Raw genomic sequence first — 24754 nt, forward strand, 5'->3', positions numbered from 1 at the left:
CATCGCCGCGAGGACGCGGCCGGTGGCCGCTCGGGCAGTCGGGGCGGCGCGGACGGTCGGATGTCCTTAAGAGGAGATAAACGATCGACGTCCTGACCTGGGATGTCGTGCGATTGTCAGACCCCGCGTGTAGCGTCGGAACGACGACGATCACGAAGGGTGGTAACGGTGACTACCGTCAGTGTTACTCCCGCCACCGATCCGGCGCCCGACTTACTCCGGGACCGTGAGCGGGCCGAGGCCTACGTGGCCTCGGTCTGCTTCAAGCACGGGCCACCGAGGTACGTGGGTGCTGAGATCGAGTGGACGGTGCACCACGCGCAGGACCGATGTCAGCAGCTCGACCGGGAAGTACTAGCGAGAGCCCTGGGGCCGCACGCCCCCGCCACGCTCCGGCCCGACAGCCCGAACCTGCCGCTTCGCGGTGGTTCCCCTGTCACCGTCGAGCCCGGTGGCCAGGTGGAGATCTCCACTCCGCCGAAGACGACAACAGCCGACCTGCTCACCTCCGTCTCCACCGACATCGCGCAGCTCACGGCGCTGCTCGCGGCGGAGGGCCTGGAACTGGGCACGGCCGGCGCCGATCCCTATCGCCCCCCGCGGCGGGTGCTGGACACCCCGCGGTACGCGGCGATGAACTCCCGCTACGACCGGTTCGGACCCGACGGTGTCGCCATGATGTGCAGCACCGCGGGCCTTCAGGTCTGCCTGGACACGGGCGAGGCGGGACAGGTCGCCACCCGCTGGAACGCGCTGCACGCGCTGGGTCCGGCATTGCTGGCGGCGTTCGCCAACTCGACGGGACTGGCTGGCAAGCCGACCGGATGGGCCTCCGCGCGCACCCGAGTGGTGCTGGGCGCCGAGCCCGCCCGAAGCAGTCCGGGCGAGACGGGGGACGACCCCGCGGGCCGGTGGGCCCGGCGGGTGCTGGACACGCCGATGATCTGCTTCCGGCACGGTGGCGACAGCTGGGACGTGCCCGGCGACATCACGTTCGCCGACTGGATCGCGGGAGCGCTGCCGGGCGTGCCCACCACCGACGACCTCGACTACCACCTGAGCACGATGTTCACGCCGGTCCGGCCGCGCGGCTACTTCGAGGTGCGCTACCTCGACACCCAGCCGCCCGACGACTGGAGCCCGGCAGTGGCCCTGCTCATCGCCCTGTTCAGCGCGGACGACGTCGTCGACGCCGCGCTGGACGCGGCCGCGCCCGCCGCCGGGCGCTGGCTGCCGGCGGCCCGCCACGGCCTGGACGACCGCCCGGTCGCCATGGCCGCGGCCGCCGCCCTGGAGCTGGGCCTGCGTCACATGCATCGGCTCGGCCTGCCGCCGGAGCTGTCCGCGCCGGTGATCGACAGCCTCGATCGCCGGCTCGCGACGGCCACCGCGAAGCTTGGAGGCAACGCGCAGTGAACGAGCTTGCGAGTGAACCATTCAACACACAGACCTGCGTCGCAGACGCGCCGAGCGTCAGCGAGGAGGGTCTGTGACCACTTTCGACCTGCGGACGTCCATCGCCGAGGCGCTGGAGCGGTCGCGGGACCGCAGCACCCTGCTCACCGATGCCGTGGACGACGACGAGCTGGTCCGCCAGCACTCCAAGCTGATGTCGCCGCTGGTGTGGGACCTCGCCCACATCGGCAACCAGGAGGAGCTCTGGCTGGTGCGCGACGTCGGCGGCCGGGAGCCGGTGCGCCAGGACATCGACGAGCTGTACGACGCGTTCCAGCATCCACGGGCCGAGCGCCCGGCGCTGCCGCTGCTCAACCCGACTGAGGCCCGCGCCTACGTGCGGGAGGTCCGGGACAAGGTGTTCGACGTGCTCGACCGCACCCCGCTGGAAGGCCGCGACCTGGTCGACAACGGCTTCGCGTTCGGCATGATCGTGCAGCACGAGCAGCAGCACGACGAGACCATGCTGGCCACCCACCAGCTCCGCAAGGGCGCGCCCGTGCTGCATGCCCCCAACCCGCCGGCCGCGCCGGCCGAGCGGCTGCCGGCCGAGGTGTTCGTGCCCAGCGGCCCGTTCGAGATGGGCACCACCATCGAGCCGTGGGCGCTGGACAACGAGCGGCCCGCGCATCCGGTGCACGTCGACTCGTACTGGATCGACACCACACCGGTCAGCAACGGCCACTATTTGGCGTTCATGGACGCGGGCGGCTACGACGACCCGCGCTGGTGGAGCGAGCGTGGCTGGGCGTACCGCAACGAGGCCAAGCTGGTCGCCCCGCGGTTCTGGCAGCGGGACGGCGATCGCTGGGTGCGGACCAGATTCGGCGTGGTGGAGCCGATTCCGGTCGACGAGCCGGTGGTGCACGTGTGCTTCTTCGAGGCCGAGGCGTACGCGGCGTGGGCCGGCAAGCGGCTGCCGACCGAGCCGGAGTGGGAGAAGGCGGCCCGCTTCGACCCGGCCACCGGGCGCTCGCGGCGCTACCCGTGGGGTGACGAGGACCCGACCGCCGAGCACGCCAACCTCGGCCAGCGGCACCTGCGGCCGGCCCCGGTCGGCGCGTATCCGGCGGGGCAGTCGCCGCTGGGCGTGCGGCAGCTGATCGGCGACGTGTGGGAGTGGCTGGACTCGGACTTCCAGCCGTACCCGGGTTTCAAGGCGTTCCCGTACAAGGAGTACTCCGAGGTGTTCTTCGGCGGGGACTACAAGATGCTGCGGGGCGGCTCGTTCGGCACCGACAAGGCCGCCGTGCGCGGCACCTTCCGCAACTGGGACCACCCGATCCGGCGGCAGATATTCGCCGGCTTCCGGTGCGCCCGCGACCACCGGCCGGGCTGACGCCGGTGTGCCGCCATCTGGGCTACCTGGGCCCCGCCGTGCCCTTAGCCGACCTGCTGCTGACGCCGCCGCACTCGCTGCTGCGCCAGTCGTACGCGCCGCAGGACATGAGGCACGGCGGGACCATCAACGCCGACGGGTTCGGCGCGGGCTGGTTCACGCCCGGCGAGAAGGACCCGGTGCGCTACCGGCGCGCCGTGCCGATGTGGACCGACACCGCGTTCGCCTCCGTGGCCGCGGGGGCCAAGGTGACCGCCGCGGTCGCCGCCGCCCGGTCGGCGACCGTCGGCATGCCGGTGGTGGAGACGGCCAACGCCCCTTTCGCCGAGGGGCGCTGGCTGTTCAGCCACAACGGGGTCGTGCGCGGCTGGCCGGACAGCGTGGCGCTGCTGGCGCAGCGGCTGCCGGTGACCGACCTGATCACCCTTGACGCCCCGACCGACTCGGCGCTGCTGTGGGCGCTGGTCCGGCACCGGCTGCGGGCCGGGCAGGAGCCGGTCGACGCCATCGAGTCGGTGATGTTGGAGGTGGCCGTGGCCGCCCCCGACTCGCGACTGAACCTGTTGCTGGGCAACGACGAACTGCTCGTCGCCACGGCCTGGTGGCACTCCCTGTGGGTGCGGCCGGGCCCCGGCGCGGTGACCGTCGCGTCCGAGCCGATCGACGACGACCCGGCCTGGGTCGCCGTGCCCGACCACAGCATCGTGTTCGCCACCAAGACCACCGTGGACATCCGACCCCTGGATCCAGGACGGCAGGAACCATGACCAACCCGCTAGTGGAAAACCACCTCACCGCCGACCACATGGCCCGCGCGCTGCGCAACGACGTGCGCGCCGGCCTGGCCGGCCCGCGGAAGTCGTTGCCGCCCAAGTGGTTCTACGACGCCGTGGGCAGCGACCTGTTCGAGCGGATCACCGAGCTGCCCGAGTACTACCCGACCCGGGCCGAGCGGGAGGTGCTGCGGGCCCGGGCCGCCGAGATCGCTTCGGTGACCAGGGCCCGGACCCTGGTCGAGCTCGGCTCCGGCTCGTCCGACAAGACCCGGACCCTGCTGGATGCCTTGCGCGCCAACGGATCCCTGCGTCAGTTCGTGCCCATGGACGTTTCCGAGAGCGCCCTGCGGGCCGCCGCCGAGACCATCGTCGACGAGTATCCGGGTTTGTCGGTGCACGCCGTGGTCGGGGACTTCACCGAGCATCTGGCGCTGCTGCCCGGTGAAGGGCCGCGGATGATCGCTTTCCTCGGTGGCACCATCGGCAATCTGCTCCCAGCCGAGCGGGCCAAGTTCTTCGGCTCCATCCGCGAGGTCCTGGCGCCGGGGGAGTGGCTGCTGCTCGGCACCGACCTGGTCAAGGACCCCGCAGTGCTCGTGCCGGCCTACGACGACGCGCAGGGCGTGACCGCCGAGTTCAACCTCAACGTGCTGCGCGTGGTCAACCGGGAGCTCGACGCCGACTTCGACCCCGAGGCGTTCTCCCACGTCGCGGTCTGGGACGACGTCAACGAGTGGATCGAGATGCGCCTGCGGGCCTGTCGCCCCATGCACGTCCGTCTGCCCGGCGCCGGCATCGAGGTCGACTTCGCCGCCGGCGAGGAGTTGCGCACCGAGATCTCGGCCAAGTTCCGCCACGAGGGCGTCACCGCCGAGCTGGCCGACGCCGGCTTCGCCCTGGAGCACTGGTGGACCGACGAGGCCCAGCGCTTCGCGGTCTCCCTGTCCCGAGCGGAGTAAAACCCCACCCTGCCGCGCCCGATGGCCACGCCGTCGGGCGCGGCGGCGTAACTTTCGGTCCGGTGTCGGCGTTCCGTCGAACCGTTCGCGTCCGCACGACCGTGTGGCCGCCATGACCGCTCTTCGAACCTTCCATCTGCCCACCGAGGTCACCGGTTCGATCTGGGACATCGCGCTGGGCGTCGAACTCGTGCGCACCTGGCAGTCCGACGGCATCTTCCAGGTCGCCACCGGCGCGATGGCCAACACCATCACCGCCGCCGCCCTCCAGGAGAGCCGGCGCTTCTTCGGCCTTCCGTCGGCCGAGAAGGCGGCCCTGGTCAGCGACCTCACCTACGCCGGCTACGTCGCGTCGGGCGAGGAGGTGACCGCCGGTGAGCAGGACTTCTCCGAGATCTTCACCGTGTGCAGGGACATTCCCGCCTTCGACCCCCGCGTCCGCGCCGGCTGGCCCTGCCACGGCCCGGTGCCGTGGCCCGACCCGATCTACGGCGACGTGATGACCGCCCTGATGTCCCAGTTCGGGCTGATCGGCGACAAGATCCTCAAGCTCACCGCCCTCGGCCTTGGCCTGCCGGACATCAACGCCCTCACCGACCTTGCCACCGACGGCTGGCACCACATGCGCGTGCTGCGTTTCCCGGCCCGCTCGGCCGCCACCGACCGCGGCATCGGCGCCCACACCGACTACGGCATGCTCGTCATCGCCACCCAGGACGCCGTCGGTGAGGGCCTCTACGTCCGTCCCCCGGTCGTCGGCGAGAAACGCCCCCGCAACTGGCTCGACCACGAGAGCTCCGCCGGCGCCTTCGAGCACGAGGACCCTTGGCGCCTCGTCGATCCCGTGCCCAACACCTTCACCGTCTTCCCCGGCGACATCCTCCAGTTCCTCACCGGCGGCGAGTTGCTGTCCACGCCCCACAAGGTCAAGCTCGCTCCCCGCGAGCGCTACTCCATCGCCTACTTCCACGAGCCCGATTTCACCGCCGCGCTGCGCCCCCTCCCCGGTGGCCACGCCGACGAGCTAATCCACTACGGCACCCACTTCACCAGCATGTTCATGCGCTGCTACCCCGACCGTCTCACCACCCGCAGCATCCTCGCAGACAACCGCCTAGCCGTCCTCGCCCAACTCCGCGACGCCGTCGTCACCAGCTGACCGCCCCATCGTGAGCTTGGAAGGGGGCTTTCCTCCACTCCGAGTGGAGGAAAGCCCCCTTCCAAGCGCCAAGTGGCCGGGGTCAGGCGCCGACCTCGGTGGCGAGACGGCGGAGGTAGGCGGCGAACTGGTCTCGATCGTGCGGATCCCACCCGGCGGTGAGGTCGTGGAAGACACGGCTCTGCCACCGGTGCGAGCCGTCGAGCAGCTCCTCACCCGCCGCGGTGAGCCGCAGCTGGACCCGCCGACGGTCGTGCTCGGACTCGGAGCGGACTAGGTATCCGGCCGTGACGGCGTCGCGGACCATGCGACTGGCACCGGAATGGTCCAGGCCGAGCTGGTGGGCGACGGTGCCGACCGTCGCCTCCTCCGGGCCGTCCACGGCGGTGCGAACGGCCTCGACCACGAGGATGTGCTGCACGTGGTCGGACCGCTGGGTCAGGTCCTCGGACGCGCGGTTGATCCAGCGTCGGGACCAGAAGCGGACCAGCCGGAACAGGGCCGGGCCGCCGTCGGCGGAGTCCGGGGTGGAGGTCATGCTGGCAGCCTAGTCGCACATCGGTGCGATACGCATGTATATTGCATGCGTATCGCACACAATGGGGAGGTTGGCATGGCGGTGGTGTTGAACCACACGGTGGTGGCGGTGGCCGACAAGCACGCGGGCGCCAGGTTTCTGGCCGACCTGCTGGGTCTGCGGGTGCTGCCCGAGGCCGGGCCGTTCGTGCCGGTGGAGGTGAACGGGGACCTCGTCCTCGAGTTCGACGACCGGCATGGGGCCACCCCCGGGCACTACGCGTTCCTGGTCGACGAGCAGACGTTCGACGCGCTGGAGGAGCGGCTGCGCCGGGATCCGTCCATCGAGTACGGGTCGGGCCTGAAGCAGGGATGGGATCGGCGGATCAGCCGCGCCGGAGAAGGGCGCGGGGTCTACATCCGGGATCCGGACGGCCACAGCTACGAGGTCTTCACGGTCGCGCCGGTCTGACAGCCGCCGAGCGAGCCCCACTCCGGTGTTCGAAAGCGGGACTCGCCCTGCCGCTGAGCGGGACTCGCTCTGGTGGTGGGCGCGACTGACCCTCGCGGGGTTAAGAGGTGGGGACCAGGGTCCATTTTTGGTTGGCGCCGGTGTTGTCGGGCCACTGGATGATGGCGGCGCCGTTGGCGAGGGAGTTGTTGTAGGCGTCGAGGGTCTGGCCGCTGGAGGCGCTGACGATGGTGAGGCGGTTGGGGCCGGCGTCGAGCAGGCGCCAGCGGGAGTTGAGGTTGCCGTCGTCGTGGTACTGGATGAGCTGGGTGCCGGCGGTGGTGGAGGCGCCGGGGACGTTGAGCAGCTTGCCGCTGTTGGCGTTGACGATGGTGTAGAGGCCGTTGCCGGCGGGGGAGAGGGTCCACAGCTGGTCGGGCTGCTCGTTGTCCTCCCACTGGAGGACCTTGGCGCTGTCGGCGGTGGAGTCGTTGTCGACGTCGACCCGGCCGCCGCTGTTGAGGTTCACCAGCTTGTAGCGGGTGCCGGCGTCGACGACGGGGGTGAGCTGCCACTGCTGGTCGGCGGAGCCGGAGGCGTTGGCCTGCACGGCGTTCGCGCCGACGACGAGTCCATTGTGGACGCTGGTGATGGCGCCGGCCGACACGCGCCACTGGGCGGCGACGCCGGTGTCATGGGACTGCACGAGCGTGGCCCCGGGGTTGGAGTTGGGCACGGTGAGCAGACGGCCGGAGCTCCGGTTGACCAGCTTGACGGTGCCGGCGCCGGTCGACACGGCCTGCCACTGCTGGCTGACAGCCCCGGAGGCGGCGCGCTGCACGACGGCGGAGCCGTCGGTGGAGGAGGTCACGTCGAGCGCGCCGTTGGCGTTGCCGATCGTGTAGTACATGCCGGTGTAGTGGAAGCCGGCGGCCGGCACTACCCGCAGCAGCCGTGACGCGTGCGGGGCCAGCGAGGCGCTGAAGGTGGTGGAGGCGGTGCCGAGATCGGTGTGCGTCCACAGGTCCCGCACCGAGGCGCTGCCGCCGAAGCCCAGGTCGCTCCAGCGGGCGGTGACGGTCGCGGTGGAACCAGTCAGGTTGAACAGCGCCACGGTGTAGCTGCCGTCGGCGTTGCCGGTCGCCCACGTCTGCAACTGGGTCAGCCGGTCCACCGGCCGCGCCGCGTTGCCGCGCTGGTCGACCGCGAGCACCTCGTCGTTGGTGAGCAGCGACAGGTCATCGGCGGTCAGCGCCGTGAGGTCGGTGCCCAAGGTGATCGGGGAGGCGGTGACCGCCCACAGGGTCATGGCGGTGCGCCGCTCATCGGCGGTCAGGCCGGTGCTGTTGCCGCCGATCTCCAGCGAGTCCGGGTCGTTCCAGCCGCCCGGGCCGGCCCAGTCGGTCCAGTTCGGCAGGTCGCCGAACCGCTGCGACACGTTGGCCCAGTTGGTCAGGGTGCTGCAGTAGCACTCGACGTCGCCCTCGATCCGCCACCCGTTGGCGTACTGCCGCCACGTCGCCGCCGCGGACAGCGCCAGCGAGTTGGACAGCTCGAAGTGGATGGGCCGCCCGGCCTGGTTGAGCGCCTGCGACCAGTGCTGCACGTCGGGGATGTCCCAGTCGCCGACGCCGTCCAGCTTGACGTAGTCGACGCCCCACGAGGCCAGCTGGTCGGCCCAGGAGTTCAGGAACGCCTGCGCGGCGGCCGGGTTGCGGGCGTAGTCGATGTAGTACATCGAGCCGTTGCCGAAGTTGTAGTTGGTCTCGTACCGGCTCGTGTCGGAGACGATGTCGCGGGCGTGCCACGACGTGCCCTCGATCGGCGTGTTCTGCTGGTACGCGGCGACCGGGATGCCGGGCGTCAGGTACATGCCGAACTTCTCGCCGAGCCCGTGCACGTAGTCCGCCACCGTGGCCATGCCGTGCGGGAAATGCGCCGGGTCGATCGCCCAGCGGCCGCCGGAGTCCACAGTGGTCTTCGGGTTGAGGTAGTAGAAGTCGTCGATGTTGAGATAGGTGTAGCCGTGCGCGACGAGCCCGCTATCGTGCATGGCCCGGGCCTGCGCCTCGATGTTGGCCTCGGTCGGGTTGTTCCGCACGAAGCTCCAGCTGCTCCAGCCCAGCTGCGGCGTCGCCGCCACCCCGTTCGCCTGCGCCGGCGCCAGGTCACCCGCCGTGGTCGGAGCCGCGGCCGGCGCCGCCGGCACGGGCAGCGCGCACAGCATCGCCATCGCGATAAGTGAATGTGTCAACCGTCGCACGGACAACGCCCACCCCTCACAGGGTCCGGGGGCGGCGGGACGCCGTCACGTTGTCATACACGTCTGTCATGGTCAAGACGCCGTTTGGCTCGATATTGTGAATCGGCGGTTTTATCCGTGTTACCGCGACAATGCGGAAGAAGTTGTCCGTTCCATCAATTGAATCCACGGCCGACCCGGCCTCGTCGAGATGGCGGACCCGACGATGCCCGGCCTGGCCGGTCACACTCCGGACTCAGCCCGTGGCCTGCCGCCGCTGCACCGGTATCCGCCGCGACTTGCGGGCGGCCAGCGCGGCGCTCTCCCAGCGTTCCGACGGGCAGCCCAGCACCTCGCTGAGCCAGTTGCGCCAGTACGGGCCCGGGATGCGCTTGCCCCGCTCCCAGCGGGACACCTCCTCCCTGGTCACCGCGTCGTTGCCGGACACCCCCGCCAGCTGATCGGCCAACTCGTACTGGGTCAGCCCGTGCTGCCCCCGCAGGTGGATTATCAACTCACCGATGGACAGTTGCGCCCGCATTCCAGTGCTGCCGATCACGTTCCACTCCCTGCTGCATGTGCCGGAATAGTGGACCCAGGCGCGCCACATGCTCACCGCCCAAGGATCGTTTCGGATCCTATCTGCGGGTGCCCGCCGTAGCTACGGGCCGTGCATGGTTTGTCGAAGAGATTTACCGGAGCCGGCGGCTCCGGTGAACGGAACTCGCGGGCAATACCCGGAATGGAGTAGGTCAAGCCTGCGTGAGGCGGGACTTTCGGCACTGCGGGCAACGCCCGGTGGTGTCGAGTACGCCCCGGACCAGGCGCGCTGCACGTCCTGCCGCACGAGCACGGCGACCGCGGCGGCGAATCCCGCCATCTGGGCAGCGTATCCGCAGGCGGGCCCGCCATGGCAACCATCGTGTCCGCCCAAGACACAGGGCCGCCACCGGGGAGGTTCCCGGTGGCGGCCCCTGGTCGGGCTCAGGTCAGCTGTTGACCATCTTGCGCAGCACGTACTGCATGATGCCGCCGTTGCGGTAGTAGTCCGCCTCGCCGGGGGTGTCGATGCGCACCACGGCGTCGAACTCGACCGTGGCGCCGTCGGCCTTGGTCGCGGTGACCTTGACGGTGCGCGGCGTGGAGCCGTTGTTCAGCTCGGTGACGCCGGCGAAGTCGAAGGTCTCGGTGCCGTCCAGGCCCAGCGAGGCGGCGTTCTCGCCGGCCGGGAACTGGAGCGGCAGCACGCCCATGCCGATCAGGTTGGAGCGGTGGATGCGCTCGAAGGACTCGGCGATCACCGCGCGCACGCCCAGCAGGCTGGTGCCCTTGGCCGCCCAGTCACGCGACGAACCCGAGCCGTACTCCTTGCCGGCCAGGATCACCAGCGGCACACCGGCCTCGATGTAGGCGGCCGACGCGTCGAAGATGGTGGTCTGCTCGCCGCCCGCCAGGAAGTTGCGGGTGAAGCCGCCCTCGACGCCGTCCAGCAGCAGGTTCTTCAGCCGGATGTTGGCGAAGGTGCCCCGGATCATGACCTCGTGGTTGCCGCGGCGCGAGCCGTAGGAGTTGAAGTCCCGGCGCTCGATGCCGTGCTCGGTGAGGTACTTGCCGGCGGGGGAGTCGGCCTTGATGGAGCCGGCCGGGGAGATGTGGTCGGTGGTGACCGAGTCGCCCAGCAGCGCCAGCACCCGGGCCCCGGTGATGTCGGTGACCGGGGACGTCTCCAGCGCCATGCCCTCGAAGTACGGGGGCTTGCGCACGTAGGTGGAGTCGTCGGCCCACTCGAAGGTGTTGCCGGTCGGCGTCGGCAGCGACTGCCAGCGCTCGTCGCCGGCGAACACGTCGGCGTAGTCCTTGGTGAACATCTCCGAGGTCACCGCGGTGGCGATGACGTCCTGCACGTCCTGCGGGGACGGCCAGATGTCGGCGAGGTAGACGTCCTTGCCCTCGTTGTCCACGCCGATCGGCTCGCTGGTCAGGTCCAGGTCCATGGTGCCGGCCAACGCGTAGGCCACCACCAGCGGCGGGCTGGCCAGGTAGTTCATCTTGACGTCGGGGTTGATCCGGCCCTCGAAGTTCCGGTTGCCCGACAGCACCGACACGATGGCCAGGTCGTTCTCCTGCACCGCGGCGGAGATCTCCTCCGGCAGCGGGCCGGAGTTGCCGATGCAGGTGGTGCAGCCGTAGCCGACCAGGTTGAAGCCCAGCTTGTCCAGGTACGGGGTCAGGCCGGCCTTCTCGTAGTAGTCCATGACGACCTTGGAGCCCGGGGCCAGGGTGGTCTTCACCCAGGGCTTGCGGGACAGGCCGCGCTCGACCGCGTTCTTGGCCAGCAGCGCCGCGCCGATCATCACCGACGGGTTGGACGTGTTGGTGCAGGAGGTGATGGCCGCGATGCCCACGTGGCCGTGGTCCAGCGTGGTCTCGGTGCCGTCCTCCAGGGTCACCGACACGACCTTGCGCGGGCGGGCGCCGTTGGCGGCCGCGTTGTGCGCGGGGGCGTCGCTGGCCGGGAACGACTCGTCCAGCTCCTCGTCCACGTTGTCGTCGGCCTTGACGTAGTCGCGCACGTTCTGCTGGAAGCGCTTGCGGGCCTCGGCCAGCTCGATGCGGTCCTGCGGGCGCTTGGGGCCGGCGATGGACGGCACCACGGTGGCCAGGTCCAGCTCCAGGTTCTCGGAGTAGACCGCCTCGGCCTCGTGGTCGTGCCAGAGGCCCTGCTCCTTGGCGTACGCCTCGACCAGCGCCACCTGCTCGGCGCTGCGGCCGGTGAGCTTGAGGTAGTCCACCGTCTCGCCGTCGATCGGGAAGATGGCGCAGGTGGAGCCGAACTCGGGGCTCATGTTGCCGATGGTGGCCCGGTTGGCCAGCGGCACCGCGGACACGCCGGAGCCGTAGAACTCGACGAACTTGCCGACCACGCCGTGCTTGCGCAGCATCTCGGTGATGGTCAGCACCAGGTCGGTGGCGGTGGCCCCGGCCGGCAGCTCGCCGTGCAGCTTGAAGCCGACGACGCGCGGGATGAGCATGGAGACCGGCTGGCCGAGCATGGCCGCCTCGGCCTCGATGCCGCCGACGCCCCAGCCCAGCACGCCGATGCCGTTGACCATGGTGGTGTGGCTGTCGGTGCCGACCACGGTGTCCGGGTAGGCCACGCCGTTGCGCACCATCACCACGCGGGCCAGGTGCTCGATGTTGACCTGGTGCACGATGCCGGTGCCGGGCGGCACCACCTTGAACTCGTCGAAGGCGGTCTGGCCCCAGCGCAGGAACTGGTAGCGCTCGCGGTTGCGCTCGTACTCCAGGTCCACGTTGCGCTCGAAGGCGTCGGGCCGGCCGAAGATGTCGGCGATCACCGAGTGGTCGATGACCAGCTCGGCCGGGGCCAGGGGGTTCACCTTGGCCGGGTCGCCGCCCAGCTGGGTGACGGCTTCGCGCATGGTGGCCAGGTCGACCACGCAGGGCACGCCGGTGAAGTCCTGCATGATCACCCGGGCCGGGGTGAACTGGATCTCGGTGTCGGGATCCGCGCTCGGGTCCCAGCTCGCCAGCGCACGGACGTGGTCGGCCGTGATGTTCGCACCGTCCTCGGTGCGCAGCAGGTTCTCCAACAGGATCTTGAGGCTGTACGGCAGGCGCTCGGCGCCGTCGACCGCGCTCAGCCGGAACACCTCGTACGAGGCGTCCCCAACGGTGAGCGTGCCACGGGCGCCGAAGCTGTCCTTGCTCGCAGGTGCAGTCACGTCAAACTCCATCGTGCGACGGCGCTGGTCAGGTTCGGGAACGTAGGGACCGAGTGTCGCGCACCTTGGTGGGGTGCGCCGCCGGACCCTGCTCGGCCTTAACAGTACGCTTGTCCTGTATTCGGCTTCAAGGGGGGTCTGGCTACTGCGTCTGGCGGTGAGCTCGCGAGCTCGCTCACGTGAATCTCTCACCGCCTGTGGCACGCTCGCTCGGCGGGGAGGGGTGTTCGTGATCACTGTCGACGGCGTGTGGATGCGCTACGGGCGCGGGCCGATGGTGCTGCGGGGCGTCGACGCCGAGCTCGCGCCGGGCACGGTGACCGTGGTGCTCGGCGAGAACGGCTGCGGCAAGTCCACCCTGCTGCGCATCGCCGCCGGCATCACGGCGCCCAGCGCCGGCGCCGTCCGCGGGCGGCCGCCCACGGCGTCGTACCTGCCCGAGCGCTTCCCCGACCAGCTGCGCCTGTCGGCCCGGGCGTACCTGCGGCATTTCGCCCGGATTCGCCGCCTGCCCATCCAGAATGCGCAGCCTGCCCAGAACGGACAGGCCACCCAGGACGCGCTGCTGGCGCGACTCGGCTTCGCCGGCGACCTGGACCAGCCGATGTCGGAGCTGTCCAAGGGCAACGCCCAGAAGGTCGGCATCACCCAGACTTTTGCCGCCATGGACGGCTTCCTGGTGCTGGACGAGCCGTGGGCCGGGCTGGACGTCGCCGCCCGAGCAGTGCTCAGCGACCTGGTCCACGAGGCCGTCGAGGCCGGGGTCACGGTGCTGGTCACCGACCACACCGGCGCCGGGGCGAAGCTGCCCGGGGCCACCGTGCACCTGATGACCGAGGGCCGGCTCCGGCCGGAGGCGACGGTCGGCTTCGTGGAGCTGGTCGTCACCTGCACGTCCGAGGCGGTCGACCAGGTGGCTCAGCTGCCCGGCGTGCAGTCGGTGCGGAGGATGGTGTGATCCGCTACCTGCTCGCCGATCTGTTCAAGTCCCAGCGATGGCTCCCTCCCGTCTTCGTGTACCTGGCGGTGGCCGGCATCCTCTACGGCGGCGATCCAGGCACTCCTCGGCCGCCGTACGGCGTTTCCGAACTGGCCCTGTTCCCGCTGGCGGCGTGGCTGACCGTGGTGCTGGTCAACAACGAGGATCCCGTCCAGCGCCACGTCACCCTGGCCGCCGTCGGCGGCTGGCGTCGGCTGCTGTTCGCTCTTGTCGGCGCCGCCGGCGTGCTCACCGGCGGCCTGGTGCTGCTGGCCACCTTCGTGCCGGCCCTGATCCATCACCACCCTTACGCGCTGTCCGATATCGCTCTCGGTTGTGTCGCCCATGTCATCGCCGCCGTCACCGGCATCGCCCTCGGCCTGCTGTGCGCCCGCCCGATGATCCCGACCACCGGCTGGTCCCTGGTCGCCGTGATGGGCGTGACCCTGGCGGTGCTGGTGTTCAATCAACTGCCCCCGGTCGGGGCTATGGCTCACCTCCTGTTTGACAACGCCCCCGTGCCGGTGGTCGCGGTGCTGGCTCAGGTGGCGGTGGCGGCCGTGATCGGCGGGCTCGGTTTCGGTGTGGTGTACGGCGTTGGCCGACGGCGGTTCTAGCCGGGGTCGGCGGTCAGCTGGCTTATTCGTTGCGGCGACAGGCCGAGCACCTTGGCCGCGTCTCGTTTGGACAGTCCGGCGGCCAGCACGTTGTGCACCAGCTTCCGGGATGAGGCGGCGGCCCGCTGCTGGGCCTCCTCGGCCAGCCGCTGCTGTCGGCGGGCCTCCTCGAACTCGACGGCGAGATCGTCGGGCAGCCGGTAGACGATGTCGACGACGAAGTCCCGGGCGGTGGTGCCCAGCATGGCCGTCACCAGGTCCTCGGCCATCTCCTGGGCCTCCGTGGTCGTCCGCCCCTGGGTGGCGCCCACGCCGTTGACGTCGACGACCCACCACTTGCCCTCGCGGGTGGCGACCGCCTCGAACGTCTTCATCGGAGCCATCCCTTCGGTAGACATCGCATCAGCTCGCCGATCGACCGCACCACGCCGCCGCTGACCTGACGGTGCCTCGGCACCGAGGCCGCGTGCGATCCGCACGGGCAGCGGCAGACCGTGTGGCCGCCGGTGTCTCGCAGCACCGCGCACCTGTTCCGGAGCAGCGCCTTGACGACTGTGGCTCTTCTCATTGACTTGAACGTCATGACTGTAAATCTAGGAGGGGTTGATGTCAATATCCAGGGGGGCTGGATCGCTGTGGACAACTCTACCTCGTCACCGTCGGCTGTGCGGCGCTCCTGGACCGTTTGGGCCAATACGGTGATTGGACTGGTCCCTTCGCGGGCTTGTGCGCAAGGTCGCCCGTTGACGCGCCGACAACCTGGTCATAGCGCGACAACCCGCAGCGACATCGCCAACCACGAGGGAGGCGACCCATGAGCAGGTCGAAGCACGAGCCCCGGCCCGAGACGCCGGCGCCGGATCTGCCGATCCCGTACCCGAGGCGGCCGGTGCGGCAGCACTGATCCCGGCGACTGCGCGGCGCGGGCGCATGAGCCACCACGACACCCGGTCACCGGCGCGGCAGCGCCGGGCCGCGGGGCGTGCGATGGGACGGTGCAAGGGCGGGCGTGGCGGAACCGGTCCGCTGCCGCACCGCCGTGGTTGGCGTGCGGGCCACCGCTTCCCCTTCACCAAGTGGCCCGCACGCCGGCTCGTCGGCGGGGCTGTCGCTGCTCTCCGCTGTGAAGTGGCAACGTAGCGTGGCCTGGATACCCCCGGGCGGTTCTGTCACCCGAAGTGCCCAATCATGCTGGTCGGTCCGTGCCATTTGACGCAGACGGACGGTCCAACCCTGGTTAGCCTGGGCCGCGACGGGGCCGGACGACCGGCGGCGACCTACGATGGCCCGGCGAAGATCGTCAGCTACGGGGGAGGCGCGCGTGGGGTCTGCTGGCCGGCCGCAGTTGCCGGAGCACGTGCGCAACCGGCTGGTGGTGCTGCTGCTCGAGGTGGAGGACCTGCACGACCCGGGCAGCCGTGGCCTGGTCGTGTCGGAGCTGCGCAACCGCCTGGGCCCGGGCTTCGAGGTGCCGATCCACTCCAGCGACCGGCTGTACACGCTGGCCCTGGTCGAGGAGTGCCAGCGGCACTACGGCGGCCTGCGCAAGCTGGTGGACGCGCTGCGGCTGGTGAGCCCGGGGCACTACCGCGTGGACGAGGCGGCGGAGCTGGTGGCCGCGCACATCCCGCTGGAGATCCTGCACGCCGCGGAGCGGGCGGACCTGCGCAAGCTGTTGGCGGCGCTGACCTCCGAGGTGGATTCGGGCAGCCTGTACCGCGCGGCGGTGGGGCCGCTGGCGCCGCAGCTGGAGTCGGCCCCGGACGACCTGCTGGGCGTGGTGGACGAACTCGTCAACATGATGACGCCGCCGGGACAACTGCCGCCGCTGCTGGTGTTCGTGGAGTACCTCGCGGCCGCGGTGGACGGCCGCGGCCAGACCGCGCAGGCGTTGCGGCGCTGGAACGCGGACGTGGTGCGGCGCTGCGAGTTGCCGCCGCAGCTGCTGGCGGCCGCGCGGGAGAGCGCGCACTTCCACACCACCAAGCCGGGGGGCCGCGCCTCGCTGCTGGTGCAGATCGAGGAGGACGGCCTCGACCACAACCGCTTCCAGGTGTCGGTGTGGCTGTGGCTGGACATGGACAGCCAGACGCTGGCCCGCGACGACACCTCGTACACGATCGAGGAGATCCCGGACGTCATCGACCGCGCGCTGCTGGACTGCGGCAGCCTGCTGGTGTCGGACTCCGTGGAGCCGATGGTGGAGTTCATCCTGCCGCACCGCCTGTTGGTGATGCCGGTGGACAAGTGGCTGATCACCTCGGGCACGCCGTTCCGCAGCCCGCTGGGCGTCTACTACCCGGTGGTGGTGCGCAGTCTGGACCGCCTGCGCACGACGTCGCTGCCGCTGCGCCAGCAGTGGCGCGCGAAGTGGCGCTGGCTACAGGAGCACAGCAGCCTGCACCCGGAGGCGGCGGTGCGGTGGATGGCCGACGAGGACGGCCGCGATCCGCAGCGGCTGTACCGGGAGCTGTCGGGCGACCAGCCGGTGGCGGTGGCGTGGCCGGGCCCGCCGCCGCCCGGGCACCAGGCGGTCGACTCCGTGCTGGGGGCGGCGGTGTTCGCCGGCACGCCGGTGGCGCTGTGGTGCCGTGAGCACCACGGCGAGGGCGGTCACCTCCAGCTGGCTGACATGCTCGCCCACGGCCCGTTGCCGCGGCTGCCCGACCACGCGCTGCGCGCCCGCAAGGAGGCCGATGCCCCGGGCGCCGCCGACGACCACTGCGGCAACCATCTCAGCCTGCTCTGGGACGACCCGTCCCGCCTGCCCGAGCCGCGGTTCGGGTTGTCCGCGCCGAGTTCAACGGGAGGATCCCCACCATGACCGGGGACGAGGACTGGCTGATCTACCGGGGCGTCGGCGAGCCGCACGACGGCATCGACCGTCTCCCGCCGCCGCCGCGGTGGCGCGAGTTCGGCGGCCTGCCCCTCGTGCAGCCGAGGCTGGGGACCGACGGCTCGGGTGGGCGCAAGCTGGGCGAGCAGGAGCGGGCCACCACCTACCGGGCCGACAGCGAGGTCACGGAGATCGTGAACGCGGCGCTGTACCTGCGGCGGCCGCTGCTGGTCACCGGCAAGCCCGGCACCGGCAAGTCGACCCTGGCCTACAGCATCGCCCACGAGCTGAAGCTGGGTCCGGTGCTGCGCTGGCCGATCACCAGCCGGTCCACGCTGGAGCACGGCCTCTACCGGTACGACGCGGTGGGGCGGTTGCAGGACGCCAGCCTGCGCCCGGGCGGCACGCGTCCGCTGCTGCGCGGCGTCACCGGCGGCGGAGAGCCGACGGCGCCGCCGAGCATCGGCCGCTACATCCGCTTGGGCAAGCTGGGCACCGCGTTGCTGCCGCAGGCCCGGCCTCGGGTGCTGCTGATCGACGAGATCGACAAGAGCGACGTCGACCTGCCCAACGACCTGCTCAACGTGTTCGAGGAGGGCGAGTTCGAGATCCCCGAGCTCACCCGCCTGCCCGACGACCAGGCCACGGTCGAGGTGATGATCGCCGACGGCACCGACCGGGTCGCGATCCAGCGCGGCCGGGTGCGGTGCAACGCCTTCCCGGTGGTGGTCCTGACCAGCAACGGCGAGCGGGACTTCCCGCCGGCGTTCCTGCGGCGCTGCCTGCGGGTGGACATCCGCACGCCCAACCGCCAGCAGCTGACCGAGATCGTGACCGCGCACCTGGGCCCGGAGACGGTGGCGGCCAGCGAGGACGTGATCGAGCGTTTCCTGGAGGACCGCCGGGTCGGCGACCTGGCCAACGACCAGCTGCTCAACGCCATCTACCTGGCCGCGTCCGGCGGTCGGCCACCCGAGGAGACCCGGGCGCGGCTGCTCGACGCCCTGCTGCGGCCGCTCAGCCAGCCCGGCCAATGAGGCTCGAACGGCTCGTCGACGCGCTGGCGGCGGCGCGGGTGGACGTCTCCGGCGAGGAGCTGGCCGACGCCATCTGGCTGGCCGGCCACCTCGGCGAGGCGCGTGCCCGGGGGACGGGCGAGCCGACGCCGGACCGGGAGCCGTTGCCGCCGCCGGTGGAGCCGGCCGAGCAGGTCCCGCCGGCCGGCAGCGACGCGGAACCCCAGCGCCGCTTGGGTTCCCGGCCGTCGCCGGGGGCCACCGAGGTGCCGGCGTCGTCGGCGTCGGTGCACCTGCCGGGCGGAAACGGCCAGGTGGACGGCATGACCGGCCTGACGATGCTGAGCCCGGCGGCCCCGGCGCTGCCGGACATGCTGCGGCTGTCGCGGGCGTTGCGGCCGTTGAAGCGGCGGGTGCCGGATCCGCACCGGATCGTCCTCAACGAGCAGGCCACGGCCGACCAGATCGCCGACACCGGGCTGTGGCTGCCGGAGTGGCAGCCGGAGATGACGCGGTGGCTGGAGGTCGCGCTGGTCGTGGACTCCGGGCCGTCGATGCGGATCTGGCATCGGGCGGCGACGGAGCTGCGGGTGTTGCTGGAGCGGATGGGGGCGTTCCGCGACGTTCGCGTGTGGGAGATGGACAGCCGCGAGGACGAGCCGCGGCTGCGGCGGCCGGGGTCGCCGAGTCGCAGTCCCCGTGAGCTGATCGATCCGAGCGGCCGCCGGCTGGTGCTGATGCTCAGCGACTGCGTCGGCGAGGCGTGGCTTTCCGGCGCCATGTCATGGTTGTTGGCGATGTGGTCGCAGTCGGGCTCGGTGGCGATCGTGCAGCCGCTGCCGCAGCGGCTGTGGCATCGCACCGGTGTGGTGCCGGTTCCGGTGCGGCTGCGGGCCTTCGAGTCGGGGCTGCCGTTTCGGCGTTTCGAGTTCCAGCCGCGCAACCAGGGCTTCGGCGCGCCGCCGCCGACCGGGATTCCCGTTCCCGTCATGGAGTTGGACGCCCGGTGGATCGGGCGCTGGGCCTCGTTGCTGGCCGGCGAGAACCGGGGCTGGGTCGACGGCGTGGTGGTGCTGGCCGGGGGTGAGCTCGGCGCGCGTCCGGAGTGGATGGTCGACGCGCCGCCGGACGCGCCGCTGGATCTGGTGCAGGCGTTCCGCGCGACGGCGTCCCCCACGGCTTTCCGGCTCGCCTCGTACCTGGCGACCGCGCCGCTGAACCTGCCGGTGATGCGGCTCGTGCAGACGACGATGCTGCCCGAGTCGGGGCCGGCGCACCTGGCGGAAGTCTTTCTGGGGCAACTGCTGCACCGCGTCGGGGAGGACGAGCCGGATGAGGATCCGGACCAGGTGCAGTACGACTTCCGCAAGGGCGTGCGGGAGGTCCTGCTGGGCACGCTGCGTCGGGACGAGGCCGTGCGGGTCTTCGGCGAGGTCTCGCGCTTCGTCGGCAGCCGGATGGGGCAGCCGCTGGACTTCGCGGCGATGCTGGCTGACCCGTTTGGAGTAACGGGACCCCGCCTGGCGCCCAACAGCATGGCTTTCGCCCGTGTGCTTCATACGGTGTTGGAGGCGCTCGGCCCGCCCTACTCGAAGGCGGCCCGTCGGTGGAGCCAGCTGCTGCCGGCGGCCGAGGACGGCACGGCCGAGACCGCCATGGTGGAACTGACCACTTTGGACGGAACCGAGACCGAGACGGAGGTGGTGGGCGACGACACGGAGAGCACGGAGCGGTTGGCCGCGCAGATCTGCCTGAGCTACCACCCCCGGGACTTCGCCTGGGCGGAGTGGCTGCGCTGGGAGCTGGACCGGCTCGGTTACGCGGTGGTGATCCGGCCGCTGGCCGAGGCGTCCACCCCGGACGGCCTGCGGCGGCTGGCGGCGGAAGCCTTGGAGCACGGGCGTTACGTCATCACGGTGATCTCGGCGAGCACGGTGGCGCTGCCGTACGCCGGTGAGTCGTGGTTGCAGGCGCTGATCGACAGCCCCGGCAGTGCGGGCCGGGTGCTGGCGGTCTCCGTGCACGCCGGGCTGCTGCTGGCCGAGATGGTGGACCGCATCGACGGCGTCACCTTCGAGGGCAAGGACGCCCGCGCCGCGCTCAACTCCATTGTGGACTGCCTGGGCCGGGTGGCCGCCCGGCCGGCGCGGACCACGCCGCCGGAGGTGCTGCGCTTTCCGCCGCCGCCGTTCCCGGGCGACGACTCGCACGTCGGCGAGCCGGACAGCCAGGGGCCGGTGTGGGTGCTGGCCGAGATCCGCTCGGGCGGCCGGTCGCTGCTGGCCCGGGGCGGCGCGGACGGCGCGGTGCGGCTGATCGACGTGGCCAGCGGGCAGACCGTGCTCAACCTGGAGGGGCACACCGGCCCGGTCCGTGTGCTGGCGGCCATCCCGGGCGCCGAGGGCGAGCACGGCATGATCGCCAGCGGCGGCGTGGACGGCATCGTGCGCACCTGGGACCTGGACTCGGGCGCGCTGCGCCGGGAGAGCCGGTTCCTCGAGGGTGAGGTGTGGGCGCTGGCCACGGTCCGCGTAGGCGGCCGGATCTGCCTGGCCGGCACCGGATCCGGGTCGATGATCCAGCTCTGGGACCCGGACAGCGGGCAGCGGCTGCGCACCCTGGTGCGCCGCGGCGGCCGGGTGTGGGCGCTGGCCTCGGTCGAGGTCGCCGGCCGCGAGCTGCTGGCCAGCGGCGGGGCCGACGGCACGATCCGGCTGTGGGACCCGGAGACCAGCGCGGTGTTGCGCACGATCCAGGCCCACCGCAGCACGGTGTGGGCGCTGACCACGATCACCGTCAACGGCGAGTCGCTGCTGGCCAGCGGCGGGGCCGACGGCATGATCCACATCTGGCACCCGCGCAGCGGGGCGCTGGTCAACTCGTTCGTCGGCCACGTCAGCACCATCCGCACGCTCGCGGTGGTGCCGACCGAGCAGGGCGAGCTGCTGGCCAGCGGCAGCGCCGACAGCACGGTGCGGCTGTGGAACCCGCGCACGGCCAGGGACGGCGTCGAGCACCGGTTCAGCCACCACACCGGCGAGGTGTGGGCGCTGGCCTCGGTCGAGGTCGAGGGCCGGGTGCAGCTGGCCAGCGGCGGCGTGGACGGCACGATCCGGCTGGCCGACCCGGTCACGTTCCAGACCGACGAGCTCCAGTCGGTGCGGTCCAGCGCGGTGTGGGCGCTGACGTCCGTGCTGCTGCCGGACCGGACCCTGCTGGCCAGCGGGGCGCTGGACGGATCCGTGCACCTGCACGAGCTGTCCGGCTTCTCCGAGGAGCGGACCCTGCGCGGGCACCGCAGCACGATCCGGGCGCTGGCGTCGGTGCCGGGGCCGGGCCGAGTGCTGCTCGCGACCGGGTCCTCGGACGGCACCGTGCGGATCTGGGACGCCGACACCGGGGAGCACCTGTCGACCCGGGCCGAGCACACCGGCGAGGTGTGGACCGTGACTCCGTTGCTGGTCAACGGCGAGCGGTTCATGGCCAGCGGCAGCGCCGACGGCACGATCCGGCTGTGGCCGCTGGACCGGGCCGAGGAGTCGCAGGTGCTGCGCGGGCCGGCGGCCGAGGTGGTGTCGCTGGCCGCCGTGGACGGCCCGCGCGGCCCGCTGCTGGCCAGCGCCGACAGCGACGGCCGGGTGCTGCTGTGGGATCCGGGGTCGTGCGAGCTGCTGGGCACGTTCGACGACGGCCTGGCCGGGGTGGTGACGCTGACCGTGGTCGACGGCCGGCTGGCCGCCGGCTGCCAGGACGGCACCATCGCCGTCGGCGATCCCGGCGACCAGGAGGTGCGGCTGGTGATGGACAGCGGCCTCGGGTACGTCGGCGCGCTCGGGCCGGTGCGGGTCGGCGACCGCCGGCTGCTGGCCAGCGGCGGCTTCGGCGGCCTGATCCAGTTCTGGGACGTGCGGTCCGGCGAGCTGGTCGGCGAGTACCAGGCCCACGGCGGCACGGTGCGGGCCCTGACCAGGGTCCGCGTCGACGGCCAGCCGCTGATCGCCAGCGCCAGCGACGACGGGGACTTTCTGTTGTGGGATCCGCGGAGCCGGATGCGGCCCCGGTTGTGAATGTCGTGCGGAGAAAGGAAGACAGAGCCGTGCGGCTGAAGCTGGACGCGCTGGACTGGGTGGCGATCGGGCTGCTCGCGTTGGGGCTGGTGTTCCTGGCCGGCGGGCTGCTGCCGGTGGCGCAGGCCGAGGGCACCATGGCCCGGATCGGGCCGATCCTGGTGTTCCTGGCCGCGGTGATCGTGCTGGCCGAGCTGACCGCCGAGGCCGGGGTGTTCGACACCATCGCGATCCGGCTGACGATGGTGGCGCGCGGCAACTTCGTGCTGCTGTTCCTGCTGTGCGTGCTGTTCGCGGCGATCACCACCGCGACGCTGAACCTGGACACCACGGCGGTGTTGCTGACGCCGGTCATGCTGGCGGTGGCCAAGCGGCTGGACATCCCGGGCGCGCCGCTGGCCATGACCACGGTGTGGCTGGCCAACACCGCCAGCCTGCTGCTGCCGGTGTCGAACCTGACCAATCTGCTGGCGATGAACCGGGTGGCGCTCAGCGCGCCGCAGTTCGCCCAGCGCATGGTCGTGCCGGAGCTGGCATCGGTGGCGGCGACCGCGGTCTGCCTGTGGATCTTCTACTGGCGGCGGGGCCGGCGCGGGGTCGACCGCTACCAGCCACCGACCGCGCCCAAGGCCGCCGATCCGGTGCTGTTCGCCATCTGCGCCGTCGCCTGCGTGATCTTCGTCGCCGGTGTGGTAGCCGGCCTGGAGCTGGCCATCGTGTCGCCGGTGTGCGCCGGCGTGGTGGTGATCGCCTTCGCCGTGCGCAAGCGGGGATCGCTGCGCTGGGGCCTGCTGCCGTGGCGGCTGCTGGTGTTCGTCACCGGCCTGTTCTTCGTCGTGCAGACGATCAGCGACCATGGCCTGGCCGGCGTGATGCAGGCGGTGATGGGCAGCGACAACGGCCCGGGCGGCATCTTCCGGGCCGCCGGCGCCGGCGCGGGGTTGTCCAACGTCCTCAACAACCTGCCGGCCTACACCGCCGGCGAGGCGGTGGTCCCGGTCGCCAACCACAACCAGCTGCTGGGGCTGCTGATCGGCGTCAACGTGGGCCCGATCGTCACGCCGTGGGCCTCCCTGGCCACGCTGCTGTGGTACGAGCGCTGCACCGCGGCCGGGGTGAAGATCGCCTGGCCGCGGTTCCTGCGCACCGGCCTGGTCACCGCCCTGGCCGGCCTGGCCGCGGCGACGGGGGCGCTGGTGCTGACCGGCTGATCAGGCGAATTTTTGGTCTGAACCACACCGGCCCCTTGCTGTTCGTGAGCGCGGCATTACAGAGTGGCCGGCATGTCTTCCCTGCGTGCTCTGACCACCCTCGGGCTGGCCGCGCTGGCCGTCGTCGGGACGGCCACGGCCAGCCCGGCCGCGCCCGACCACCATGCCGCGCCGCCCCACGTCGTCGGCGCGTACTTCGCCGGCTGGGAGAGCGGCTCCTACCCGGTGGCGAAGATCCCGGCCGACACCGTGACCAACGTGTTCTACGCGTTCTCGACCATCGCCAACGGCGTCTGCGCCGTGCCGAACGGGGCGGCGGGCGACTTCGCGGCGCTCAAGCAGCTGAAGGCCGGCCACCCCAACCTGAAGGTGTCGATCTCGGTCGGCGGCTGGGGCGCCGGCGGCTTCTCGGACGCGGCGCTGACCGACGCGTCCCGCAAGAAGTTCGTGAGCTCCTGCCTGACCACCTTCTTCCAGACCTACCAGGGTGTGTTCGACGGCGTGGACATCGACTGGGAGTTCCCGGTCTCCGGCGGCCCGGCCGAGATCACGGCCCGTCTGCAGGACAAGGCCAACGCGACCTTGCTGGCCAAGGAGTTCCGCCGGCAGCTGGACCAGTTGGGCGGCAGCCACAAGCTGCTCACCGCCGCGCTGCCCGCGGGCCGGTTGCAGACCGGCGCCGGCAAGTACGGCGACCCGTACGACCCGGCGGCCAGCTTCGACCTCGGCGGCATCGCCCGGGTGCTGGACTGGGTCAACCTCATGACCTACGACATGGGCACCGGCTTCTCCCCGGTGTCCACGTTCAACGCGCCGATGGCCCAGGTGCCGTCGGATCCGCTGGGCCAGCCGATGAAGCGGTGGAACAACGTCACCGGCGCGGTCCAGTACTACGAGCAGCACGGGGTGCCGGCGGACCGGATCGTGCTGGGCGTGCCGTTCTACGGCCGCGGCTTCCACGTCACCCAGGCCGGCCCCAACCATGGGCTCTTCCAGCCGTGGGACACCAGCTTCGACCCGGGCAGCTGGGGCGACATCAAGGCGAACCTGCTGACCGACCCGGCGTGGGAGCAGCACTGGGACGCCAACGCCCAGGCGCCGTGGCTCTACAACGCCGCCCAGCAGAAGTTCGTCAGCTTCGAGAACCCGCGCTCGATCGGCATCCGCTCCGACTACGCCCGCCGGGCCGGCCTGCGCGGCGCGTTCATGTGGGAGATCGCCGAGGACGACGCCCAGAGCAGCATGCTCACCGCCATGGCCAAGCCCTGGTGACCCCCCGCCACGAAGTCCCCCACCCACCCCCGTCCCCCCGTCCCCCCCCGTTTTGGCGCTTGGAAGGGGGCTTGGGTGACGGGGCGGGGGGGGAAGGCCAAGAGCAAGACGCA

At 71.3% G+C, this 24754-nt stretch carries 19 protein-coding genes; 13 read left to right on the forward strand and 6 right to left on the reverse strand.

The genetic code is table 11. The annotated features are described in order from the left end of the window. Positions 1–168 precede the first annotated feature (168 nt). The 5 genes from ACIG5F_RS39380 to ACIG5F_RS39400 all read left to right on the forward strand — a co-directional run bounded on the left by ACIG5F_RS39380 (position 169) and on the right by ACIG5F_RS39400 (position 5688). A complete protein-coding gene (locus ACIG5F_RS39380; protein ID WP_396525168.1) occupies positions 169–1416 on the forward strand; it encodes a glutamate-cysteine ligase family protein in 1248 nt (415 codons plus the stop codon). A 73-nt stretch (positions 1417–1489) separates the two neighbouring features. Further along, positions 1490–2794 (forward strand): ergothioneine biosynthesis protein EgtB, encoded by a 1305-nt coding sequence (egtB, locus tag ACIG5F_RS39385; RefSeq protein ID WP_396525169.1) that lies wholly within the window; start codon positions 1490–1492, stop codon positions 2792–2794. A gap of 5 nt (positions 2795–2799) precedes the next feature. Next, entirely contained in the window at positions 2800–3561 is a 762-nt protein-coding gene (gene egtC / locus ACIG5F_RS39390) for an ergothioneine biosynthesis protein EgtC (RefSeq protein ID WP_396525171.1), read from the forward strand. Next, positions 3558–4529 carry an L-histidine N(alpha)-methyltransferase gene (gene egtD / locus ACIG5F_RS39395; RefSeq protein ID WP_396525172.1) on the forward strand — a complete coding sequence of 324 codons (972 nt, stop codon included), beginning with the start codon at positions 3558–3560 and terminating at the stop codon, positions 4527–4529. Before egtC ends, egtD begins: the two co-directional genes overlap by 4 nt. 112 nt (positions 4530–4641) lie before the next feature. Continuing rightward, the gene (locus tag ACIG5F_RS39400) at positions 4642–5688 is read left to right on the forward strand and encodes a 2-oxoglutarate and iron-dependent oxygenase domain-containing protein (RefSeq protein WP_396525174.1); all 1047 of its coding nucleotides are present in this window, start codon (positions 4642–4644) and stop codon (positions 5686–5688) included. Positions 5689–5770: 82 nt separating this feature from the next. Here the strand turns inward: ACIG5F_RS39400 and ACIG5F_RS39405 are convergent, their stop codons facing one another. Beyond that, entirely contained in the window at positions 5771–6226 is a 456-nt protein-coding gene (locus tag ACIG5F_RS39405) for a MarR family winged helix-turn-helix transcriptional regulator (protein WP_396525175.1), read from the reverse strand. Positions 6227–6301: 75 nt separating this feature from the next. On the opposite strand from ACIG5F_RS39405, the gene ACIG5F_RS39410 reads away from it, so the two are divergent. Continuing rightward, positions 6302–6676, forward strand: a complete 375-nt coding sequence (locus ACIG5F_RS39410) for a VOC family protein (RefSeq protein WP_396525176.1) — start codon at positions 6302–6304, stop codon at positions 6674–6676. Positions 6677–6776: 100 nt separating this feature from the next. Here ACIG5F_RS39410 and ACIG5F_RS39415 read toward each other — a convergent pair whose 3' ends face one another. The 4 genes from ACIG5F_RS39415 to acnA form a co-directional block, all read right to left on the reverse strand. Further along, positions 6777–8888, reverse strand: a complete 2112-nt coding sequence (locus ACIG5F_RS39415) for an alpha-galactosidase (protein ID WP_396525177.1) — start codon at positions 8886–8888, stop codon at positions 6777–6779. Between the two features lie 46 nt (positions 8889–8934). Further along, positions 8935–9144: a hypothetical protein gene (locus tag ACIG5F_RS39420; RefSeq protein WP_396525178.1), complete on the reverse strand. Its 210-nt coding sequence runs from the start codon at positions 9142–9144 to the stop codon at positions 8935–8937. A gap of 9 nt (positions 9145–9153) precedes the next feature. Continuing rightward, the gene (locus ACIG5F_RS39425; protein WP_396525179.1) at positions 9154–9456 is read right to left on the reverse strand and encodes a helix-turn-helix transcriptional regulator; all 303 of its coding nucleotides are present in this window, start codon (positions 9454–9456) and stop codon (positions 9154–9156) included. A 430-nt stretch (positions 9457–9886) separates the two neighbouring features. After that, a complete protein-coding gene (gene acnA / locus ACIG5F_RS39430; RefSeq protein WP_396525180.1) occupies positions 9887–12643 on the reverse strand; it encodes an aconitate hydratase AcnA in 2757 nt (918 codons plus the stop codon). Between the two features lie 229 nt (positions 12644–12872). Here acnA and ACIG5F_RS39435 point away from each other — a divergent pair, with 229 nt between their 5' ends. Further along, a complete protein-coding gene (locus ACIG5F_RS39435; protein ID WP_396525181.1) occupies positions 12873–13601 on the forward strand; it encodes an ATP-binding cassette domain-containing protein in 729 nt (242 codons plus the stop codon). Then, complete coding sequence (locus ACIG5F_RS39440) at positions 13598–14239, forward strand: hypothetical protein (protein WP_396525182.1); 642 nt, start codon at positions 13598–13600, stop codon at positions 14237–14239. Before ACIG5F_RS39435 ends, ACIG5F_RS39440 begins: the two co-directional genes overlap by 4 nt. On the opposite strand, the gene ACIG5F_RS39445 is transcribed toward ACIG5F_RS39440, so the two are convergent. Next, entirely contained in the window at positions 14236–14613 is a 378-nt protein-coding gene (locus tag ACIG5F_RS39445) for a hypothetical protein (RefSeq protein WP_396525183.1), read from the reverse strand. The two genes, ACIG5F_RS39440 and ACIG5F_RS39445, sit on opposite strands and share 4 nt — an antisense overlap. A gap of 947 nt (positions 14614–15560) precedes the next feature. Between ACIG5F_RS39445 and ACIG5F_RS39450 the strand changes: the two genes are divergently transcribed. The 5 genes from ACIG5F_RS39450 to ACIG5F_RS39470 all read left to right on the forward strand — a co-directional run bounded on the left by ACIG5F_RS39450 (position 15561) and on the right by ACIG5F_RS39470 (position 24641). Next, positions 15561–17063, forward strand: a complete 1503-nt coding sequence (locus ACIG5F_RS39450; protein ID WP_396525184.1) for a hypothetical protein — start codon at positions 15561–15563, stop codon at positions 17061–17063. Beyond that, the gene (locus tag ACIG5F_RS39455; RefSeq protein ID WP_396525185.1) at positions 17060–18112 is read left to right on the forward strand and encodes an AAA family ATPase; all 1053 of its coding nucleotides are present in this window, start codon (positions 17060–17062) and stop codon (positions 18110–18112) included. Before ACIG5F_RS39450 ends, ACIG5F_RS39455 begins: the two co-directional genes overlap by 4 nt. Next, entirely contained in the window at positions 18109–22158 is a 4050-nt protein-coding gene (locus ACIG5F_RS39460; protein ID WP_396525186.1) for an SAV_2336 N-terminal domain-related protein, read from the forward strand. The genes ACIG5F_RS39455 and ACIG5F_RS39460 overlap by 4 nt, the downstream gene beginning before the upstream one ends. A 29-nt stretch (positions 22159–22187) precedes the next feature. Further along, complete coding sequence (locus ACIG5F_RS39465; RefSeq protein WP_396525187.1) at positions 22188–23369, forward strand: SLC13 family permease; 1182 nt, start codon at positions 22188–22190, stop codon at positions 23367–23369. Positions 23370–23441: 72 nt separating this feature from the next. Continuing rightward, entirely contained in the window at positions 23442–24641 is a 1200-nt protein-coding gene (locus ACIG5F_RS39470; protein WP_396525188.1) for a glycoside hydrolase family 18 protein, read from the forward strand. The last annotated feature ends 113 nt before the right edge of the window (positions 24642–24754 follow it).

Source organism: Kutzneria sp. NPDC052558 (assembly GCF_044547355.1).
Classification (GTDB): Bacteria; Actinomycetota; Actinomycetes; order Mycobacteriales; family Pseudonocardiaceae; genus Kutzneria.

Coding starts and splice junctions, on each gene's coding strand:
- ACIG5F_RS39455 (WP_396525185.1), top strand. CDS start 17,060: ATGACCGGGGACGAGGACTGGCTGATCTACCGGGGCGTCGGCGAGCCG.
- ACIG5F_RS39410 (WP_396525176.1), top strand. CDS start 6,302: ATGGCGGTGGTGTTGAACCACACGGTGGTGGCGGTGGCCGACAAGCAC.
- egtD (WP_396525172.1), top strand. CDS start 3,558: ATGACCAACCCGCTAGTGGAAAACCACCTCACCGCCGACCACATGGCC.
- ACIG5F_RS39405 (WP_396525175.1), bottom strand. CDS start 6,226: ATGACCTCCACCCCGGACTCCGCCGACGGCGGCCCGGCCCTGTTCCGG.
- ACIG5F_RS39460 (WP_396525186.1), top strand. CDS start 18,109: ATGAGGCTCGAACGGCTCGTCGACGCGCTGGCGGCGGCGCGGGTGGAC.
- ACIG5F_RS39400 (WP_396525174.1), top strand. CDS start 4,642: ATGACCGCTCTTCGAACCTTCCATCTGCCCACCGAGGTCACCGGTTCG.
- ACIG5F_RS39415 (WP_396525177.1), bottom strand. CDS start 8,888: ATGGCGATGCTGTGCGCGCTGCCCGTGCCGGCGGCGCCGGCCGCGGCT.
- ACIG5F_RS39445 (WP_396525183.1), bottom strand. CDS start 14,613: ATGAAGACGTTCGAGGCGGTCGCCACCCGCGAGGGCAAGTGGTGGGTC.
- ACIG5F_RS39470 (WP_396525188.1), top strand. CDS start 23,442: ATGTCTTCCCTGCGTGCTCTGACCACCCTCGGGCTGGCCGCGCTGGCC.